The organism is Ligilactobacillus equi DSM 15833 = JCM 10991 (assembly GCF_000615765.1).
GTDB classification, from domain to species: Bacteria; Bacillota; Bacilli; order Lactobacillales; family Lactobacillaceae; genus Ligilactobacillus; species Ligilactobacillus equi.
Genome location: NZ_BAMI01000002.1, coordinates 1 through 16,077 on the forward strand (window position 1 = coordinate 1; position 16,077 = coordinate 16,077).

The following is a 16,077-nucleotide window of genomic DNA, read 5'->3' on the forward strand; positions in this document are numbered from 1 at the left end:
CCTTGGCAGTCTCAGGTAAAACATCATCATCCATAACCCAAACATAATCATACTTTTCCGATAAGCTGGTGGCCAGTTCGATAGCCTTAGCAAAGCCTCCAGAGCCCCCCGCATTGAACTCATTTTGATAAAAGTACTGATAACCCCTTGCGTCATGATTCATATAGAGTTGCGATTTTTTAACATCTTCTTTTAAGAATCCCTGGGCTTTCAAAGCCGGGATAGTCTCATCGGTACTACAATTATCTAAAATCAAAATTCCCGCCGGCTGATGACTTTGTTGCATTAACGCTGCTAAAGTCTTGAGCAAGGTTGCCTGGCGATTATAGGTCACCAAGACCACCAAAACTTGGACGGCATCCTTTTTATCATACATATTTTCTTCCTCAAATTTATCGTTATTATTTCTTAATATCATACCACGGAGTTTACTTTGATAAAAAACCTTAGGAAATCATCGCTTTTAGAACCTGATTTCTTAAGGTTTTTGACTTGTAAAATTTTTTCCGTCTTAATTTAGCATTCCATTTTAGCGACCAAATGCTGGTAATGTTTGTATAAATCAAAGAAATTTCCCCGAGGATTATCGGAGAGCCATGGCTTTTCTCGCCCACAAAAATGCAAGAAAACCGTTTCTTTAATTACCCGATCTAAATTCCAGTAGCCCTTACTTTGTAATTCATACTGGGTAAAGTAGCGAGTATCAAAATTATAAATTTCTTCCGCCACTTGGAAAATTTTATGGCCGTACAAAGCATTTAGAACATCCTGGTCCGGCAAAAATAACCTGTAATCATTATGACGAATATAGTCTAAAATATCTTGGCGTTTAACTTCCTGACGAATCTTCTTTAAATTCATCAATAACGTTCCAGAGTTATAATAAGTCTTTGCCTGATAATTTTCTAGGCGCACCTTATTAGCAATATCCACCAAACCATTTTCATTAACGTGACTCGCTGCCGCATACAAATAATCATTAATTTCTAAATCATAAAGTGGGGAAATATCATTGGTTACTAAAATATCGGCGTCTAAATACAAAATTTTGTCCAATGTCTCTGGTAAATATTCATGTGCTAATAAACGATAGTAAATAGTTTCCGGATAGCGATCAGTTGTTGGTGCATCTTCAAAGGCTCTCTCCCCAATAATAATTGGGTGATAGTTAATTTCGAGTTGATTACAAAATTTCTGAATCTCCACCGTTTTAGCAAGCTTTTGCTTTTGCAAAACATAGACATCTAACTCCGGATTATCTGAATTTTGATACAAGGAATAAAGTGTCACCTTAAACTGTTCGACATAACCATCATCAATCGAAAAGAGAATATTCATCGGTTCCTTCATTCCCAAGGATAATTCTGATCTACTCGGCGTTATCTGTTCGTCATGCATATTATGACTGCTATTACGTTTAGTTAAATACTTAAAAACCCGCTTGGTAAGTAAGTCAGAGCCTTCGGAAAAGACTTCTCCCCACCATAACTAGCTAAGCGAAAATTATTATGCGCAATGAGCTCACCATAGTATTTTTCCAACTCTTGCCCGAAGTGAGTCGCAGAAATTTCGAAACATTTAGCTTGATAAGCGTCAGCCGTCATTGTTGGTGTTTGACTCACCGCCGTTAAAATTGCCTCCGCTAAATCCCCTTCGTCAGCATAGAGATAGCCAAACATAGGATCAGAAATCACATCATCCAAATATGCATTACTTTGAGCAATAACTGGTGTCTGGGACGCAATAGCTTCTAAATAAGTTAGCCCTTGAGTTTCACTAGTGGAAGCCGAAATGAAGAAGTTCGCCGCTTGGTAGTAGAGCACTGTTTGATCTGAAGGTACCATCCCAGTAAAAACTACATTTTCTTCAATCCCATTTTCTCTCACTAAATCCTCTAGGCGTTTGCGATATGGACCATCTCCAACCACAACCAGTTTAATTTTCGGATTAACTGCTAAAGCTTGAGGTAAAGCCTGAATCACCGCTTGAATGTTTTTCTCGTAGGAAATCCGCGACAAACTCAAGAGCATAATCTCATCATTAGCTATTCCGAGTTCTTGACGTTTAGCCTGAATCTCAGTTGCTGCAAATCGGGTTTGAAACTTCTCCAACTCAATCCCGGTTGAAATCACTCGCATCGGCGGTTTCACTTGATAACCTTGTAAAATATTTTTGACGATACCACTAGGACAAATCACCCCGTCAACGTCACTCAAAAATCCGCGTACAATATATTTAACCATACTAGGCCGAATTAAAAGCCCATTAGCAATGTAACGCGTGTAATCTTCATATTGCGTGTGATATGTGTGAACCACGGGAATTTTTAATTTATTAGCGATTGAAATCCCCATTAAGCCCAAAGAAAATTCAGTTTGGGTATGGATAATATCTAAATTATGTTCGCGAGCAATTTCTAAAGCTTCACTGGCTCCAGCAAAAGCTATTCGCCGATCGGTGAAAGCAAAGAAGGGAATACTTGGCAGTCTTACGATATCTTCATCTTCTTCAACGTCTACCCCCTTATCGGTGGTGGTGAAAATAATTACTTTATGCCCAAGCTTTTCAAGCTCTTCTTTGGCTGTACGAATACTAGTCGCCACCCCAGATACTTGTGGAAAGTATGTATCTGTAAAAAGTCCAATATTCAAAACATAAGCCTCCCATTTTAAATTCTTCTATCCATTATACCACGCTTTACTTAAAGCTAAGTTAATTTTTAGCAAAAGAAAAAGCCCCCAAAAATGAGAGCTACTTCTAATCTTTTTAACGTAACGGTACTTTCGCCAAGTTCAAATCAATGTGGCAGTAACCATAAGGATTCTTAATTAAGTAATCTTGATGATAATCTTCGGCTACAATGAAATTTTGCAAAGGTTCTAATTGCACCGCTAATTTTCTTCCGTCATGCTTAGCACTTACTCCATCCATCATTGCTTGAGCAATAGGGGCATCAGTTTGATCAACATAATAAATTCCAGTCCGATACTGACGCCCACGATCATTTCCTTGACGATTAACAGAAAATGGATCGATAATACGGAAATAATGCTGCAAAATTTCCTTAAGACTGATAATTTCAGGATTATATTTAAGATGAATAGTTTCCGCATGGTCCGTTAAAGCAACTAACTGGTAGTTAGTCTTAGTTGAAATTCCATTAGCATACCCCACTTCAGTCTCGATAATCCCAGACAGTTGACGGAAATAACCTTCTACTCCCCAAAAGCAACCAGCTGCTAAATAAATTTCTTTCATTAAGATTCATCCTTTCGCAAAAACATTGTACACGTCATAATTTAAATATACGCTTCCAGCCTCCAGCAGTCAAAATTTTTGCTTTAGAATCTCTTGGTGTATTCTGAAGTGCTAATACCATTTAGCTAATCATATCCAACGATCAATTTTTGTAACTTATCAATCCTCTGGGATCCTACCAACTCAAACTATCCCCTAATTTCTCTATTCGTTCCTACTTAGTCTTGAGTTTGCGATTACATATCTCATAACTATCCCCTAAACAAATAAACAGGCACTGAAAATTGCATTACCTGCTAATGCTTTTTCAGCGTCTGTTTGATTATTTATATGCAACTGATTCAATAAATGAATCTAATGTCATTTGTGCAGGAATTCGAACTCGCTTCAAGTCATAAAGTCCATCAGAAGCTTTAGCCCAACCTGGCTGAGTAGTTAATGCTACCTTGTAGCCCGCATTTTTAGCAGCAACTTTTGAATAATCATTATAACGACCGGCAGGATAACAGTAGGATCGACTGTTGATACCAAAATCTTTTTGCAAAGTTCTCTTAGAATCTACCGCCTCATTATCTTGTTGTTCTGGTGTTAGTGTTCGCAAATCTACGTGCCTAACTGTATGGCTTTCAAAAGAAATAAGTTTGGTCTTTTGCATTTTTTTAATCTGGTCAGTTGTCAACATACCATTAGTATTAATTGAAGAAGTAATCATGTTAACGGTGGCTTTTAATTTGTACTTCTTCAAAATTGGTAAAGCCACCGTATAGTTATTAGCATAACCGTCATCAAAAGTAATCCAAACAATCTTTTTATCCTTTGGAACTTCATTTTTTGTTAGGACTCGAATAGCCTGTTTAGGTGTTAGAGTATAGTAATCGTTTTTATGAAGCCAAGCCATTTCCTCTTCTAATTGCTCCTTTGGAACACATAACCCGTTTCCTGGAACATTATCAATACTGTGATACATTAGAATTGGAAAGCTCGCCTCACCCTGCGCCTTAACCCAAGTTACTTTTTTTGCTTGAACAGTAGAAAAGGTCCCTAAACCAATAATCAATGTGATTAGACAAAGTAATTTTTTCATAATCAACCTCCACATAGTACGGGTTAATTATATAGTATCTCTTCATAAAATTTCCACACTATTTTTACATAATTCTTAAGTTTTATAGTGAGAATGGCAAAGTTCATATTAATTTAATTAAGGATATAATTTAAAAATATACAAAAAAACACACCATGGTGTGAACCATGAAGTGCTTTTAAACGTTGATATAACAGTATATATTAACGTTTTGAGAATTGTGAAGCCTTCCGAGCTTTCTTAAGACCTGGCTCTAAAAAATTTTATTTCATTTAAACTCAAATCACTTTAATATCAAGGCTTTTCATAACTTTACAATTCAAAAATTTTCATACAGTTTCAACTGATTTCATTTAAATAGGGTGAATTATTACCAAATTACCAACAAATTTAGCCGAAAAACACCAAAATTCACCCTATAATAAATATCTACTTTCATTGAATAATAGGTACATTAATTTGTGCCTATTTTTTTCAAATCAATTTTACTTCATACTCTGATTACCCTATGAACTAAGTACCAGTATACAACTGCCACATAATAACTGATAAGAATCACAAATATACCAAACAATAACTGCTTATTTAATCCATTGGGTGCTATTAACCACATAGTTGAGAAGACCGCCATATGCACTAAGTACCATTCATATGAATACTTACAAAAATCCTTCCATAGCTTTTTAGTAGCATTACCAAAAAGCCTATATAATAACAGTGCTACAGCCATGTAACCAAATGAAGCAAATATATCATTAAATGCTTTAAATGAAGGTATCTTAATCGCAATTAAGCCATCCATACCAAGCCCAATTATTGCGATTATAAACAACTGTAAAGTACTAAGTTCTAACTTCTTCCCCGATTTTAAAAGACGTGCAATCTCCATCCCTAAACAAAACTCCCAAATAAATTGAATACAGGAACTATTAAATATTCGTTCACTACTTAAGCCGGTAGCTACAATAAAAAACGAATAGCACATACTAATAATAAACGCACCAGTTATAAAGTATTTACCACTTACCTTCTCACGAAGCTTACAAAGTGGTATGAAAAGCAAATAAAGTTGAAATAATGTTGAGATATACCAAAGTTGAGCTCCAAGACTCTCTTCATATCTCGGAATAAACATCTTATAAAGAAAGATATGACTCAGCAAGGCTTGAACTCTGTCTTGTTCATAGTACATCCAAGGCAGAAAGAAAGATATTATCACAATAATAATGTATGGAACATAAATTTTCCACAATCTTCTTTTTACAAATTCCAAAAAACTTGTTTTATGTTTTAAATAGCTTAGATATAATCCAAACCCCGAAGCAAAAAGAAACATATGAGCCCCTGTTCCACCCAAGGAAGATGCTGTTACAACCAGCCCATTTATTCCCTCTATATAACTTTGAACCATGTGCATTACCACTATTGTAAAAATAGAGAATGCTTTTAGAAAATCTAAGCTCTGGACATGTCCATTATCATCCAGACTAAAAATAGTCTTTGGGCTACTTTTATTTGACAAAAACAAAATTCCCCTTTCAGAACTTATTCAATAACCTCAAGTTTAGGCAAACTATTAACTAAATCAACAGTTTGAACAGAAACATTAATAATCCGTAACAAAAGATTGAAAATGTACTTAGGATCATTACTAAAATCATTAGGATTATCTGTAATACCAGACTTTTTATCAGTCTTAATCTGGTATTGTTCCATAATCCATTCAATCGCAGACTTGACATTAATAACATATTAATAGGCTTTTTCAGGTATATTTTCTATTGTTATATCGTCATTATACACAATAGCAGGTATCATTAGAAACAATTTCTGAAGCATTAACTCATAGCGACCGTTCAGTTACTCAAGTCTATGTCAATTCAGCTAATAACGTTGCTATGCTTATGGGAGAAATTGCCTTTCGTAGCCTTGAAATTTAATATACTTTTGAATTAATAACATTAAATTTTCCGTATAAAAAACCAGTTTCCTATTTTCATATCACCCTCTATAGAATGTTATTGAATACAAATTCTCAAAAAAACACCCCATGGGGTGAACCATGAAGTGTTCCAAAATACTGATATGACAGTATATATTAACGTTTTGAGAATTGTGAAGCTTTACGAGCCTTCTTAAGACCTGGCTTCTTACGTTCTTTCATACGTGCATCACGTGTGAGTAAGCCAGCTGACTTCAATACTGGACGGAAGTCTGGGTCTACTTGTAATAAAGCACGTGCAATCCCGTGACGAGTTGCACCGGCTTGACCTGAGAAACCACCACCATTAACGTTAACTAAAACATCGTATGCACCTTTAGTTTCAGTAACGCTGAATGGTTGTACCATAACTTCACGTAAGTTTGCAAATGGAATGTATTCTTCTGCTGGTTTGCCGTTCATAACGATCTTACCTGTACCAGGTACCAAACGTACCCGCGCAACAGAGTTCTTACGACGACCTGTACCCATGTATTGTACTTGAGCCAATTTCGTTTCCTCCTAGATTAGATTAAGTTTGTAATGTCTAAAACTTCTGGTTTTTGTGCTGCGTTGTTGTGTTCTGCACCACGGTAAACGTGTAACTTCTTAGCTTGTTGACGGCCAAGAGTACCCTTAGGAAGCATGCCCTTAACGGATAAGGCAATTAACTTTTCAGGATCCTTTTCACGGTAGTCACCAGCAGTCCGGGCTTTCAATCCACCTGGGTGATTTGAGTGGTGGTAGTAAACTTTATCTGAAGCTTTCTTACCTGTCAAAGCAACCTTTTCAGCGTTGATTACGATTACGTAGTCACCTGTGTCTACGTTTGGTGTGAAAGTTGGCTTGTTCTTACCGCGTAATACGGAAGCAACAACAGTAGATAAACGTCCCAAAGGAACATCTGTCGCATCAACGACATACCATTTACGTTCTACTTCGCCTGGTTTTGCAATATATGTTGTACGCACGTTTAATTTCCTCCATTATTATGTGTATGCATGTTTGACAAACAATAAGTTTAACGGGGCTCACTGTGGGGCAAACAATACCAGTTACTATATTATATAAAAATCGTTCATTAGTCAATCATAAAAAACAGATTTGTAGAGAATTTTTTTACGGTCTAAATACCTCTTAACCTAACATGTAATCCCGTGTCATTGGTAAGTTTTGACCACTAGCACCTTTAGTCAAGAGATATTGGATACAGTCAATATTTCCTGATTCAAAGGAAGCCGCACAAGCTTGTAAGTATAAGTCCCACATGCGAATGAAGCGTTGGTCATGACTTTTTTCAACTTCAGGGAGCGCTTGCTTAAAGTTGCGGTCCCAAATTTCCAAAGTTTTTTGATAGTGACGACGTAAGGTTTCCATATCAGCAACTTGTAAACCAGAATCTACGATCCGGCCCAAAATTTCAGTCATCCCAGGGATGTAACCACCAGGGAAAATGTATTTATTAATCCAACCGTTGTAGGCACCACCCTGTTGCCGGGTAATTCCGTGAATTAAAGCCACCCCATCGTCAGCCAAGTATTTGTAGACTGTTTGAAAGTATTCGGCCAAATTTTCTGGACCGACGTGTTCAAACATCCCCACACTGGTAATATAGTCGAAGGGTTCGTGCTCCAATTGCCGGTAATCTTCCAAAATCACTTGGGCGCGATTCTCTAAACCTTCAGCTTTAATACGGGCTTTGACTTCCTTAGCTTGTTCTTCACTTAAAGTAATACCAACAACTTTTAAGTCATATTCCTTAGCCGCTGTCAACATCAAAGTGCCCCAACCACAACCAATGTCTAGCAGTGTTTGTCCTGGCTTAGGATCTAGTTTCTTTAAGATATGGTGTACCTTAGCTAATTGTGCTTCTTCCAACGTAACTTGAGGATTTTCGAAGTAAGCACAAGAATAGGTCATACTTGGATCCAACCACAAAGCATAGAAGTCATTTCCCAAGTCATAGTGACTTTGCACATCTTCTTTAGACTTAGCCTGGGTATGCTTTTGCTTAGGTAGGAAACGACGAAATTTACTACTTCGTAAAAAGGAATCGGCTGATTGATAAGCAGATAAGATTACTTTTTGAATCGAACCGTCAATTTCAATCTTACCATCCATGTAAGCTTCACCTAAAGTTATCGAGGCATTACTGGTTAAATCCTTAACTGCGATGTTTTCATTCAATTTGATTTTAACCTCAGGTTGCCCCTTTCCTCCGTACTGTTCAGTCTTACCATCTGGATACGTTACAGCCACTGGAATATTAAAAGAATTCTTTAAAACTTTTTTTAAAACCAAGTTATCTAACATCATAATATAATACACTTCCACTAGAAAAATTATTTGTAATTCTAGTGTAACACTTTGAAAAAAATTGGATAAGGATTTTTACTTACTTTACGGTAAATTTAATTTGATCAACTTGCTTTAGAGTTTTCTTAATCTTCTTTATTACTTTTCCTTTTTGACTATCACTAAGCTTATCTTTAACAATAATTTCTACATCATAACTTTGGACTATCTGCTCAGCAGAAACATCATAGTTAGTTTGTAAAGTGACTTTAGTGAACTTTTTCCCCAGCTCAGCTTGAGCAACTTGTCGCACCTTGTCTAGTTTTTTAGTAAAACTCACCTCTTGTTTGGCTTGGTAGTCCTTACGATTATTATTAATTAAATTATTGATATACTTGCTGTATTCACTACTTGTTAGTTGATTTAAGTCTGCCACTTGAATAATTTGTAAGTCATAATCTTGTAAATTGTACTTACTTTTTGCGTGATTGATTTTCTGAATTTCCTGACGATTGAGATTAGCTTGTGCAATAGAGAGTCTAATCTTCTTGCTTTTAACATCGATACTTTGGGAAATGATTGTTCCTTGCTTAAATTCCTCAGCAATCATCGTTTGGATGTTACTTTGGGCAATTGTTTCTTGAACTACATTTTTAGTCGTTACTAAACTTGGAATCCCTCCCAAAGCAATCATTACAATGGTGATGAAACGCATCAATGGGCGACGTTCTACAACTTGATTCTTTTGGCGATAGATAAATTTAATTCCTAACCAAGCTGTTAACATGATAAAAAAGGAATTAATCAAAAAGAGATATAAAGCACCTCCAAAGTAAGTTAGGTTTCCCTGAGCTAAACCATAACCAGCAGTACATAGCGGTGGCATCAAGGCCGTAGCGATTGCCACCCCAGGAACAATGTTATTTGCTTGCTTTTTAGTCGCCCCAATTACCCCTGCGGTGCCCCCAAAAACAGCAATTAAAACATCCCATAAGGTAGGTGCGGTCCGATTTAAGATTTCACTTCCACCTACCGTAATAGGGGTAAGTTTAAAGTATAGTGTCGAGGCCAAAAGACTAATAGTTACTTCAATAATTAAAGCTAAAGCAGCTTTAAAAAATAATTGACGATGTGAAGCTGCTAACCCCACCCCCAGGCCTAAAATCGGTCCCATCAAAGGTGAAATTAACATAGCTCCAATAATCGTGGCCACCGAATTCATATTCAAACCCACACTAGCAATCCCAATCGCGCAAGTTAAAATCACAAAGTCAGAAATCTGAAGCTGACTATCATTTTCAATTTTAGTAATAAATTCGCCGTAACGATATTGTTTTTCTCCTTGCATTCCCAGTCCCCCATTATTTTAATAGATATTTACTTTTTCATGTGGTTGGTAGTTAACCGCCGCTAACAAAGCTTGACGGTCACACCCACAAAAGTATAGTTGATTCTTACTTCGTGAAACGGCTGTATAAGCCAATTTAAAATCGGATAATTCTGTAATATAGACTTGCTCAGCACCACTTCCTTGGGCTTTATGCACAGTTAAACCATAGGCCAAGAGCAAATCTTCTTCCGCGCGTTTGAGTGGTAACTTATACGTTCTTTGAGAAGTTTCAACCTCCACAAAAATCTGATATTTTTCTTGGCTTAACTTTGTAACCTGCCCAAATTCGCTATTAGTATAACCATATTCTTGGCTAGCATCATCATTTTGGTAAAAAACAACCTGTGCCCCCACAAAAAATCCACCTCTTCCATAAGAGCCCCGTATAAAAAAGGGCGTTTTTTCCTGATTGGGAGCAGGTAACTTTTCCCAAAAAATCCGATTAATTTCGGCTACCATCCGGTTAGTATGAGCCAGAATAAGACACGCTTCGTTACTAAGCTTTTGACTTTTAGCGTTAATCATGGCTTGAAAACTTACTTCTTTAAAAGCAGTGTTGTGAGCTAAAGCTTGGATATCTTTTTGCCTTACCTGCTTAATTAAATCCTTTGTAGCGGGATTTTGGCAACGTAAATTAGCTTGAAAATAAAAAGTCGCCGACTTTTGCTTGAGGAAATACATGAGATTGCCACAAACTGTTAGCGCATCTTCGTCTTGACTTACTGGGGGTAATTGTTGATCATCGCCGACTAAAAGATAGCGATAATCCGTCCCTAAAAAATCAACTAGCTTGGCCAACATTTCCGTAGTTACCATAGAGACTTCATCAATCACAATCACTTGGTAAGGTTGCTTAGGCTCAAACTCTTGCTTGTTTTCAGCTTGGTAGAGGAGACTTTGAATCGTTTGATTATGCTTAAAACCATGAGCAGACAAATTAAGACGGGCTTTATGGGTAGGTGCTAAAGCCAAAACCTTGTCACTATCCAGAATCTTTCCCAAAGTAAAAGTCTTACCACTGCCTCCAACCCCCAAAAGCGAAACCACCCTATTTTTCTGAGCATAGAGCCATTTCATGAATGCTAATTGTTCTCGGGTGGGACGGAGGCCTTTTTCTGGGTGCTTAAAGGGTAAAGCCATTTTAGACTGAGCTTTTAGCAAGGCCAATATTTTCCTTTCGTAGTGACATTTATCTGCAAGATGAATAGTATTTTGACAATTTTGAGCACAGATAAAGCCAAAATCTCGCAGTAAATCCAAATCCTCAATTTGGTCAGCTTGACTTAAAGGTAAGCTTTCACCACTTTGCTTAAGTTTGACCAAATCCAAACAAGCTGCTAAGTGATGTTCCTCCATTTCACTAAGTAAATCGGCTTGAAGAAGGTTTTGGTGAATTTCCGTCTGACTAAAGATTCGTGTTAATAGTAAGGCAAAAACTTTAGAACGTGCCCACTTATCGTGAAAGTATTTATCTTCTTCTAAGTAGTCATTGAACCTGGTAATTTGATACCAAGACTTTAACTGAGGTAAATACTTACGATAATAGTCGCGATCATCGAGTACCTGACAGGTCAAATAATTTTTTACCTGACCTTCCTGAGGTTCGTTAAGGTATAACTCTAACCATTGTTTGGAAGCAAGCTGCTCTTTTTGAGCATTGGTCAAATGGGTTAAGATAAGATACTTACCCCTAAAAAACGGTTCTTGGCTACGACAGATCGGTGCTTGACTGCTACTATAACGCTCTAATTTTATCTTTACATAGCGAGGATACTCACCTCTAGCCGGTTGTTTTTTGCGTGGTGGAAGCTTCGCATGTAACTTAGCAATTCTTTGTAGTTGCTTACCATAATTTCGTGCCTGCGCAAGGTCTTGACGAGCTAGTTCATAATGCTTTTGCTTGAAACGAATTTGCGCCCGGAGGAGGAAGGCTGAACCTCGATTAGTTTCTTTGCGACTAGCTAGAAATTCATCTAACAACTGTAGAGCCTGAGTTTTATGTTTTAATAAAAATAAGGTTTTCGCATAAAAGTAACGGACTGATTTATAATCCGGCATGCGCTGGTAAAGCTCGGCATACAGGGCTTGCGCTTGAGAATAATCCTTAGTCTTAAGGAATTTTCGAGCAACTTGATATTGATTTTTAAAATCCATACAGGTCCTTTCTTTTTCTTTAAGATTTAGCTCCCTCTTTTGTAAACGTTTTATTGATGTTATAATTATCTTAGAATTAATTACACATGATTTGGTAAGTGAGGTGTTGCCATGAAGTATTTTAAACGTTCATTATGGCTAGTCTTGGCCATCGTCTTTTTCGTCTTGACGGGAGTAGGCTTGATGTTACCTGTCCTACCACAGATTCCCTTCTTTTTAGCCGGAATCTTCTGTTTAGCACAGTTTTCGGAAAAATTTCATCGCTGGCTACAAAGACAGCGACTTTATCAAAAGTTACACCACAGCTATGCTCCCAAGTTCGATGCCTTTTTTCAGAAAGAAAAAATGAAATTTGAAAAGCGTCGTTTTCAAACTTGGTACCATATTATGTGGTTCAATTTACTTTTATTGGTTTATACGACAATTTTCAAGTAAAAATGCTGAGGTGGATATCCTCAGCATTTTTGCTTTACTTACCCATAGCTGCTTTGAGCGCTTGAGCTAAGGCACTTTCTTGTGGTTCGTTATCTTGATTAATCTTTTGCATTAGGCGACGTTCTTCCCGCTTGGTCATCTTCTTTTTACCTTTCTTGCCACCTTTTTCCATTTTTTCTGTGGTACCATCATACTTACACTTGAAGTAGTCTCCATTCTTACCTGTTACAATTAGCATCTTTTTATGACATTGCGGACAACGGTGATTAGAAACCTTAGCTTCCGCCCGACGCCGGTAAGAACATTCCGTATTGGTACAGATTAAAATCTTACCGTCCCTGGTATTCTTTTCCCGCAATTGAGCGCCGCAGTCTGGACACTTCTTTTGAGTTAAGGAGAAATCTTGGTAGTTAGCTTGACTGGACTTGACTTCATTCACTAATAACTTAGTTTCTGAAGTAATTTCCTTAATAAAGGCCTGGCGACTAAACTTGCCATGAGCAATATCTTCTAATTGTTTTTCCCACTTAGCAGTTAATTCTGGTGTTACTAAACTCGGATTAACTAATTTCAATAACTGCTTACCCTTAGGTGTAACCTTGAGCATATTTCCACTGCGTTCCATCAATTCAGACTTAATCAGTTTTTCAATGATTTCCGCCCGCGTCGCCGGAGTACCAAGACCATGTTTTTCCATCTGTGCTAAAAGTGCACCTTCACTTAAAGCAGCAGGTGGTGTCGTAAGTTTTTCTTCAATCCGGAAATTAGGTGTAATTGTCTGCCCTTTCTTAAAAGGCGTTACCTTAGCACTTGGAGTCTCTTCTTCCTTCCAACCAGCTTCTAAGACACGACTTTGGCTGAAAATAAATTTCTCCTCCCCAAAGCTCACCGTCGTTTTTTCTTGCTTAATCCTGTGAGCCTTAGCGAAGATTCCTAAGAAACGCTTGACAATCAAAGTATAAATTTTGTGTTCATCCCCGGATAGTTTGGCATAATTAGGCGTTTGTTCTGTTGGAATCAAGGCGTAGTGGTCTGTCACCTTGGCATTGTTGAAAATCTTCGCTTGGCGAATTTGCGCACCCTCTTTAAGATAGCTTTCGGCTTCAGGAGCTAAGTTTTTCACTGCCCGTAAGCGATCCTTTAATGTCGCCTTAATATCATTAGAAAGGTACTTACTGTCAGTTCGAGGATAAGACACGACTTTGTGAATTTCATAAAGACTTTGAACCAAAGATAAGGTCTTTTTAGCTGAGTAACCATAACGCCGGTTAGCTTCTTGTTGTAATTCCGTTAAATCGTATAAGAGTGGTGCACCTTGTGACTTTTCTTTCCCCTCAACTTTACTTACTTGACCTTGACCTTGTTTGAGTTGGTTAACTACATCTTGGGCTTCTTGCCGGGTTTTGAAGGCAAATTGATTCTTCATTTGCATCTTCGCTGTTTGTCCTTGGGCTAAAAGCGATATTTGGTAGTACTTTTGTGGTTTAAAACTTTCAATCTTTTCTTCTTGCTTGCGTACCATGGCCAAGGTTGGGGTTTGGACCCGACCAGCTGATAAGTTATCTTGATATTTAACCGTTAAAGCACGGGTCACATTTAAACCAACTAACCAATCAGCTTGACTCCGAGCTAAGGCCGATTGGTAGAGATTATCATAATCCCGACCATTTTTGAGGTGGGCAAACCCTTCCTTTACCGCTTTAGTCGTTTGAGAAGAAATCCAAAGTCGCTTAAGGGGCTTTTGTAATTTCACATATTCAAAAATCCATCGCGCCACTAGTTCCCCCTCACGCCCTGCATCCGTAGCAATCACAGCTTCCGTAATATCCTTGCGTTGGGCCAATTTTTTTATCGTATTTAATTGTCCGCGTGAACGTGGTAAAGGTTTAATTCCAAAATATTTTGGGACCATAGGGAGGCTTTCTAAATCCCATTTTTGCCAATTTTTGTTGAGGTCTTCGGGCATTTTTAAAGTTAACAAGTGACCTAAAGCCCAGGTTACAACGACCTTCTTACCTTCATAGTACGTTTTTTTATTTTCATTAGCGCCTAAAATTTTGGCGATATCGCGGGCCACACTGGGCTTTTCCGCTAAAATTAGTTGTTTTCCCATAAATTTATTTCCTCTTTTTCCATGGTACAATTAGCGTGAGGTGATTTTTTGAAAACAGAACTTATTCGGGCTAAACTCGCCCAAAAATCCATTCCTAGCAAGGACCCCGACCTGTTACAAGCGCAACAGAATGCAGCCCAGATTACACGCCTATTCAATAATCAAGTCTACCATGAAAATCGCTATGATTATAGTCTTTTACATGAACTCTTTGGAAAAATTGGTGCTGAGCCTTATATCGAACCCAATTTTAACTGCAGTTTCGGCTTTAACATTTTCCTGGGAAACAATGTCTTTTTTAATCATGATGTAACCATCCTGGACTATGCGCCAGTCACTTTTGGAAATAATATCAACGTAGCACCTAAAACTACCTTTATCACGGTTAACCAGGCTACTGACCCAGCTTTGCGTAAAACTGGCGCCTGCACCGCTGCCCCGATTACCATTGAAGATGGGGTCTGGATTGGTGCCAATGCTATTATCCTCCCCGGGGTTACCATTGGGGAAAATACTATTATTGGGGCCGGAGCTGTGGTAACCATGATATTCCTAAAAATTGCGTTGCGGTTGGTAATCCCGCTCGCATCCAGAGAAAAATCAAAAAATGAAACCATTTAAATTGCATCCCACTTATTTTGGCATTATAATATTCACGAAAATAATTTTAATCGAGGGGATTAATTATGAAAAAAAAGCGGACACTTGCCCAAAAAATTAATATCTTGCGGGCAGCAGTTATGGGCGCCAATGATGGTATTCTCTCTGTAGCTGGAATTGTTGTTGGGGTTGCTGGAGCCTCAACCGATAACTTTGCCATCTTTATTTCTGGGATTGCCGGGATGTTAGCCGGTTCTGTCTCGATGGCGATGGGTGAATACGTTTCGGTCCATGCCCAAAAAGATGCTCAAAAAAAGCTATTATGGAACAAGAAGTGGCTTTGAAAAACAATTACCAACACGAATTTGATTTTATCAAGGAAAAATACTTGGCTCGCGGAATTGCGCCTGAATTAGCTCACAAAGCCACCTACGAAATGATGACCAAAGATCCGGTCCGAACAACTATTCGGGAACGTTTCGGATTTGATGTCCAAAACGTTATCAACCCCTACGATGCCGCCTTTGCTTCCTTAGTCTCTTTCCCAATTGGTTCGATTCTTCCGCTGGCCTCTATCTCACTTTCTAATCCATCTGATCGAGTGCTTATAACCTTTATTGCCGTAATTATCGCTTTAGCTATCACCGGTTACAGCGCCGCCATTTTAAGCAAAGCTAACCGCTGGCGTGGGGTTTTACGAAATGTGATTTCCGGGATTTTAACTATGGTAGTTACTTATACCATTGGGACTTTGATTGGGGGCTAAA

At 38.0% G+C, this 16,077-nt stretch carries 13 protein-coding genes and 3 pseudogenes; 3 read left to right on the plus strand and 13 right to left on the minus strand.

From position 1 onward, the window contains the following. The 12 genes and pseudogenes from JCM10991_RS00905 to JCM10991_RS00965 form a co-directional block, all read right to left on the minus strand. Nucleotides 1-376 (minus strand): glycosyltransferase (locus JCM10991_RS00905; protein WP_025020285.1); only part of this gene is annotated, 376 nt, incomplete at its 3' end. Nucleotides 377-516: 140 nt separating this feature from the next. Next, nucleotides 517-1,350, minus strand: a complete 834-nt coding sequence (locus tag JCM10991_RS00910) for a glycosyltransferase family 8 protein (protein ID WP_025020286.1) — start codon at nt 1,348-1,350, stop codon at nt 517-519. A gap of 71 nt (nt 1,351-1,421) precedes the next feature. Then, complete coding sequence (locus JCM10991_RS12040; protein WP_035187759.1) at nt 1,422-2,651, minus strand: glycosyltransferase family 4 protein; 1,230 nt, start codon at nt 2,649-2,651, stop codon at nt 1,422-1,424. A 121-nt stretch (nt 2,652-2,772) separates the two neighbouring features. Then, a pseudogene (gene msrA, locus JCM10991_RS00920) lies at nt 2,773-3,258 on the minus strand (peptide-methionine (S)-S-oxide reductase MsrA); the annotation flags it as partial. A 322-nt stretch (nt 3,259-3,580) separates the two neighbouring features. Then, the gene (locus tag JCM10991_RS00925) at nt 3,581-4,342 is read right to left on the minus strand and encodes a polysaccharide deacetylase family protein (RefSeq protein ID WP_025020288.1); all 762 of its coding nucleotides are present in this window, start codon (nt 4,340-4,342) and stop codon (nt 3,581-3,583) included. A gap of 490 nt (nt 4,343-4,832) precedes the next feature. Then, nucleotides 4,833-5,864 carry an acyltransferase family protein gene (locus JCM10991_RS14240; RefSeq protein ID WP_161628289.1) on the minus strand — a complete coding sequence of 344 codons (1,032 nt, stop codon included), beginning with the start codon at nt 5,862-5,864 and terminating at the stop codon, nt 4,833-4,835. A gap of 23 nt (nt 5,865-5,887) precedes the next feature. Further along, a pseudogene (locus tag JCM10991_RS14755) lies at nt 5,888-6,148 on the minus strand (type ISP restriction/modification enzyme); the annotation flags it as partial. 292 nt (nt 6,149-6,440) lie between these two features. Then, the gene (gene rpsI, locus JCM10991_RS00945; RefSeq protein WP_025020289.1) at nt 6,441-6,833 is read right to left on the minus strand and encodes a 30S ribosomal protein S9; all 393 of its coding nucleotides are present in this window, start codon (nt 6,831-6,833) and stop codon (nt 6,441-6,443) included. A 17-nt stretch (nt 6,834-6,850) separates the two neighbouring features. Beyond that, nucleotides 6,851-7,294, minus strand: a complete 444-nt coding sequence (gene rplM / locus JCM10991_RS00950) for a 50S ribosomal protein L13 (RefSeq protein ID WP_023859603.1) — start codon at nt 7,292-7,294, stop codon at nt 6,851-6,853. 166 nt (nt 7,295-7,460) lie between these two features. Continuing rightward, nucleotides 7,461-8,636 carry an SAM-dependent methyltransferase gene (locus JCM10991_RS00955; protein ID WP_025020290.1) on the minus strand — a complete coding sequence of 392 codons (1,176 nt, stop codon included), beginning with the start codon at nt 8,634-8,636 and terminating at the stop codon, nt 7,461-7,463. An 82-nt stretch (nt 8,637-8,718) separates the two neighbouring features. Then, entirely contained in the window at nt 8,719-9,966 is a 1,248-nt protein-coding gene (locus tag JCM10991_RS00960) for a TIGR00341 family protein (RefSeq protein WP_023859601.1), read from the minus strand. An 18-nt stretch (nt 9,967-9,984) separates the two neighbouring features. Further along, nucleotides 9,985-12,162, minus strand: a complete 2,178-nt coding sequence (locus tag JCM10991_RS00965) for an AAA family ATPase (RefSeq protein ID WP_025020291.1) — start codon at nt 12,160-12,162, stop codon at nt 9,985-9,987. 111 nt (nt 12,163-12,273) lie between these two features. On the opposite strand from JCM10991_RS00965, the gene JCM10991_RS00970 reads away from it, so the two are divergent. Further along, nucleotides 12,274-12,597, plus strand: coding sequence for a DUF454 family protein (locus JCM10991_RS00970; RefSeq protein ID WP_025020292.1), 324 nt, complete (start codon nt 12,274-12,276; stop codon nt 12,595-12,597). A gap of 34 nt (nt 12,598-12,631) precedes the next feature. Here JCM10991_RS00970 and JCM10991_RS00975 read toward each other — a convergent pair whose 3' ends face one another. Continuing rightward, nucleotides 12,632-14,710 carry a DNA topoisomerase III gene (locus tag JCM10991_RS00975; protein ID WP_025020293.1) on the minus strand — a complete coding sequence of 693 codons (2,079 nt, stop codon included), beginning with the start codon at nt 14,708-14,710 and terminating at the stop codon, nt 12,632-12,634. Between the two features lie 48 nt (nt 14,711-14,758). Between JCM10991_RS00975 and JCM10991_RS12050 the strand changes: the two genes are divergently transcribed. Beyond that, entirely contained in the window at nt 14,759-15,331 is a 573-nt protein-coding gene (locus JCM10991_RS12050; RefSeq protein ID WP_225349898.1) for a sugar O-acetyltransferase, read from the plus strand. Nucleotides 15,332-15,396: 65 nt separating this feature from the next. Further along, a pseudogene (locus tag JCM10991_RS12055) lies at nt 15,397-16,076 on the plus strand (VIT1/CCC1 transporter family protein). Nucleotide 16,077 lies beyond the last annotated feature (1 nt).

Excerpts from the sequence above, each read along its gene's own strand:
- JCM10991_RS00960 (WP_023859601.1), bottom strand. The coding sequence starts at position 9,966 with ATGCAAGGAGAAAAACAATATCGTTACGGCGAATTTATTACTAAAATT.
- JCM10991_RS00955 (WP_025020290.1), bottom strand. The coding sequence starts at position 8,636 with ATGTTAGATAACTTGGTTTTAAAAAAAGTTTTAAAGAATTCTTTTAAT.
- JCM10991_RS00965 (WP_025020291.1), bottom strand. The coding sequence starts at position 12,162 with ATGGATTTTAAAAATCAATATCAAGTTGCTCGAAAATTCCTTAAGACT.
- JCM10991_RS00970 (WP_025020292.1), top strand. The coding sequence starts at position 12,274 with ATGAAGTATTTTAAACGTTCATTATGGCTAGTCTTGGCCATCGTCTTT.
- JCM10991_RS00910 (WP_025020286.1), bottom strand. The coding sequence starts at position 1,350 with ATGAAGGAACCGATGAATATTCTCTTTTCGATTGATGATGGTTATGTC.
- JCM10991_RS00975 (WP_025020293.1), bottom strand. The coding sequence starts at position 14,710 with ATGGGAAAACAACTAATTTTAGCGGAAAAGCCCAGTGTGGCCCGCGAT.
- JCM10991_RS00925 (WP_025020288.1), bottom strand. The coding sequence starts at position 4,342 with ATGAAAAAATTACTTTGTCTAATCACATTGATTATTGGTTTAGGGACC.